Raw genomic sequence first — 3,137 nt, 5'->3', positions numbered from 1 at the left:
TATTGCCATAGCCTTGATTCAGATTGGCCGAACTTCGGAACAATCTTCCTTACTGAAAACTACAAAATCTGATTATTGTTTCTGATATTTTGCTTTGGGAGGACTGATCGTTCCTACAGAAGCACTACAAGACCTGCAGAATCGTTCCTTACTTCCATCATCGGTATAACGGTAACCGATCCGCGTCTTTGAGTTGCACGCTTCGCAGTAAAATTGAACGTTGGAAGCATCAATCGGCATTTCCACTTCCAGTCGTCCCCCTTGAGGACTCTTGGGATGCCCACGTTTTACGTGCTTAAATACACGATTCACGCTTTCCACAGTTACTTTTTTACCACCATCCACTACCTTCAATACACGCCTGGGTGTATCGCCTGCATCTGCACCGGTGATTACGATCACTGAATCGCCACGTCGAATCTTCATTGCTCAGACCACCTCGTTTGCCAGGCTAATAATTTTCATATAGCGGCGGTCCCGAAGTTCTCGAGCCACGGCGCCAAAAATACGTGTTCCCCGGGGATTACCATCCCCATCAATGAGAACCATTGCATTACTATCAAATTTCACATAGCTACCATCGTCTCGGCGACAAGGATACTTTGTTCGTACAATCACGCCACGTAATACCTGACCTTTTTTGATATTACTTCCGGCCAGCGTCTTCTGAATACTGACGACAATCACGTCGCCTACTGCAGCAGTTCGACGCCCCGTACCACCCAGCACTTTAATGCAGCGCGCTACTTTGGCACCCGAATTATCACATACATCCAGATCGGTTTGCATCTGAATCATGGCTTTGCCTGTTCCTTATCAACCTAAAGATGAGGTAAACCTTATCTTTGTACAACTTTAAAGAGACCCAATCACAGTCTGTCTGAAGAAAACTAGTCTTTTTTCTTCTCTACGATCCGGATTAAATCCCAACGCTTTGTTTTGGAACGCGGACGACTTTCGATAATCTCGACGGTGTCCCCTTCCTGTGCTTCATTTTTCTCATCATGAACATGACACACGGTCCGACCGCGAATGATCTTCCCATACATGGGATGACGATATCGCTGTTGAATCTCGACCCGTAATGTTTTATCCATTTTGGCACTGGCTACGGTGCCTGTCATTATTTTTCGCATTTTCTTACCTCAACGAGCCTGATATTAAGCATTCTTCAGCTGACTTAATTCACGTTCACGACGGAGTGTCTGAATTCGAGCAATCTCACGTCTTAACCGCTTAATATTACTCGGTGCATCAAGCCTCTCAGTTGCCGCTTTAAATCGCAACTGAAACAACTCTTTTTGTGTTTCCTGCAGAGCAAATGACAATTGCTCGTCATTCATCTCGCGTAATTCACTCGCTTTGGTCATCAGTAGAACCCAATGATTGTTTTTTTAGCCTGGCTGAACAGAGTAGTCAGAACTAAAGTGATGAAATTTTATTAACTCTTGATTAAACCAGATCAAATAGAAGGTCGACGTTCGACCAACCGGACATTGACTGGCAACTTATGTGCTACGCGAGCAAAACAACGTTTTGCCGCTTCGTGTGAAACTCCAGCTAACTCGAATAACACAGTTCCCGGCTTAATGACGGCAACCCAGTGATCCGGCTCCCCTTTTCCCTTACCCATACGGGTTTCCAGAGGACGGGATGTAACCGATTTCTGGGGGAAGATCCGGATATAAAGTTTACCTTCACCTCGAACATATTGTGTCGCTGCAATTCGGCAGGCTTCAATGGTATTTGCTGTTATGTGCCCAGGGTCCAGAGATTGTAAGCCCCATTCACCAAAGGCAACAGTGTTACCACGTGTCGCATTACCTTTTATGCGTCCTCTTTGGCTTTTGCGGTGCTTGACCCGCTTTGGCATTAGCGCCATCGCGATTCTCCTCATCTGAATAATCACCAAGGTCAATCCAAACTTTCACTCCGATAACTCCGAAGGTGGTGTGTGCCTCGCGGAATCCGTAGTCAACATGTCGTTGCAAAGTCGAGAGTGGAATCGAGCCACGGCTGGCTTTTTCACGCCGTGACATTTCTGCTCCACCCAAACGACCGGAAAGTTCGATTTTAATTCCATGAACGCCCGTTTCCATCACCTGGTCCAGGGCACGCTTAATTGTTCTCCGGAAGCTACCGCGTTTCGCTAACTGCTGCGCGATATCTTCCGCTACCAATGCTGCACTTTGCAGAGCATTATCTACTTCAATAATCTTCAGTTCCATCCGACGTCCGGTCAGATCTTCCAGCTCGGCTTTCAGCCGATCCACTTCCTGTCCTTTACGACCAATAATGATCCCTGGACGGGCCGTGAATAAGTGCACAACAACCTGATCCCGAGTTCTTTCGATCTCGACTTTAGGAATGCCGGCAAACTTATATTTCGTATGAATAAAGTTGCGGACCTTATGATCCTCGACCAACAATGCCCCAAAATCTTTCTTGGAGGCATACCAGCGACTTCTCCAGTCTTCTACCACGCCGACTCGAAATCCGGTTGGTCGAACTTTTTGCCCCATGATACAGGTTATCCTTTAAGTATTTCAGGTTTAGTATTTGTTATCTTGACTACTAAAAAGTGCTTTTCACTTTTATGGAAGCTCAGGAGCTTCAATGGCAATGTGAATGTGTGACATACGACGACGGATCGTATATGCCATACCTCTTGCTCGAGGCTGAATGCGTTTGAACATCGGCCCGCCATCAACGCGTGCTTCTGTAATCTTCAAACCTTCCACATTACGGGCACCCTTGTCTTCAGCGTTTGCGACCGCACTTTTGATGACTTTTTCGAGAAAACGAGCTCCACGATTTGGATGGTATTTCAATGAATCCAAACCTTCTGAAGTTGTCATTCCCCGAACCAGGTCGGCAAAAGGACGAACCTTCGTCGCTGAAATTCGTGCAAATCGATGTGCTGCTCGAACTTGCCCCATGACAATTACTCCACTTCACTATTGCTTAATTCTTATAGACTATCGACTATCACAGTCGTAACTACAACACACAAAAACGTTTATTTCTTACGAGCAGTATGACCGCGGAAGGTACGGGTCAATGAAAATTCACCCAGCTTATGACCGACCATTTCTTCCGTAACATACACAGATAAGTGAGCGCGCCCGTTATGCACC

General features: G+C 46.2%; 8 protein-coding genes. All 8 read right to left on the bottom strand.

The window, feature by feature from the left end:
* Positions 1–72 precede the first annotated feature (72 nt).
* Entirely contained in the window at positions 73–426 is a 354-nt protein-coding gene (rplX, locus tag Q0294_RS02970; protein WP_299460759.1) for a 50S ribosomal protein L24, read from the bottom strand.
* 3 nt (positions 427–429) lie between these two features.
* The gene (gene rplN, locus Q0294_RS02965) at positions 430–798 is read right to left on the bottom strand and encodes a 50S ribosomal protein L14 (RefSeq protein WP_299460757.1); all 369 of its coding nucleotides are present in this window, start codon (positions 796–798) and stop codon (positions 430–432) included.
* Between the two features lie 92 nt (positions 799–890).
* Entirely contained in the window at positions 891–1,136 is a 246-nt protein-coding gene (gene rpsQ / locus Q0294_RS02960) for a 30S ribosomal protein S17 (protein ID WP_299460755.1), read from the bottom strand.
* 24 nt (positions 1,137–1,160) lie between these two features.
* Positions 1,161–1,370 (bottom strand): 50S ribosomal protein L29, encoded by a 210-nt coding sequence (gene rpmC, locus Q0294_RS02955; RefSeq protein WP_299460752.1) that lies wholly within the window; start codon positions 1,368–1,370, stop codon positions 1,161–1,163.
* A gap of 92 nt (positions 1,371–1,462) precedes the next feature.
* Entirely contained in the window at positions 1,463–1,882 is a 420-nt protein-coding gene (gene rplP / locus Q0294_RS02950) for a 50S ribosomal protein L16 (RefSeq protein ID WP_299460750.1), read from the bottom strand.
* The gene (gene rpsC / locus Q0294_RS02945) at positions 1,821–2,522 is read right to left on the bottom strand and encodes a 30S ribosomal protein S3 (RefSeq protein ID WP_299460748.1); all 702 of its coding nucleotides are present in this window, start codon (positions 2,520–2,522) and stop codon (positions 1,821–1,823) included. The genes rplP and rpsC overlap by 62 nt, the downstream gene beginning before the upstream one ends.
* A 72-nt stretch (positions 2,523–2,594) precedes the next feature.
* Positions 2,595–2,939, bottom strand: coding sequence for a 50S ribosomal protein L22 (gene rplV, locus Q0294_RS02940; RefSeq protein WP_299460746.1), 345 nt, complete (start codon positions 2,937–2,939; stop codon positions 2,595–2,597).
* Positions 2,940–3,019: 80 nt separating this feature from the next.
* On the bottom strand, positions 3,020–3,137 hold a 118-nt coding region (locus tag Q0294_RS02935), incomplete at its 5' end, for a ribosomal protein S19 family protein (protein ID WP_299460761.1).

The organism is uncultured Gimesia sp., assembly GCF_937919775.1.
Lineage (GTDB): Bacteria > Planctomycetota > Planctomycetia > Planctomycetales > Planctomycetaceae > Gimesia.
Note: the sequence above shows the minus strand (reverse complement) of the source record. Positions and strands in the feature narration are given on the sequence as shown.

What these genes read in the sequence shown, in the direction of transcription:
- rplX (WP_299460759.1), bottom strand. Translation starts at nt 426, where the DNA reads ATGAAGATTCGACGTGGCGATTCAGTGATCGTAATCACCGGTGCAGAT.
- rplN (WP_299460757.1), bottom strand. Translation starts at nt 798, where the DNA reads ATGATTCAGATGCAAACCGATCTGGATGTATGTGATAATTCGGGTGCC.
- rpsQ (WP_299460755.1), bottom strand. Translation starts at nt 1,136, where the DNA reads ATGCGAAAAATAATGACAGGCACCGTAGCCAGTGCCAAAATGGATAAA.
- rpmC (WP_299460752.1), bottom strand. Translation starts at nt 1,370, where the DNA reads ATGACCAAAGCGAGTGAATTACGCGAGATGAATGACGAGCAATTGTCA.
- rplP (WP_299460750.1), bottom strand. Translation starts at nt 1,882, where the DNA reads ATGGCGCTAATGCCAAAGCGGGTCAAGCACCGCAAAAGCCAAAGAGGA.
- rpsC (WP_299460748.1), bottom strand. Translation starts at nt 2,522, where the DNA reads ATGGGGCAAAAAGTTCGACCAACCGGATTTCGAGTCGGCGTGGTAGAA.
- rplV (WP_299460746.1), bottom strand. Translation starts at nt 2,939, where the DNA reads ATGGGGCAAGTTCGAGCAGCACATCGATTTGCACGAATTTCAGCGACG.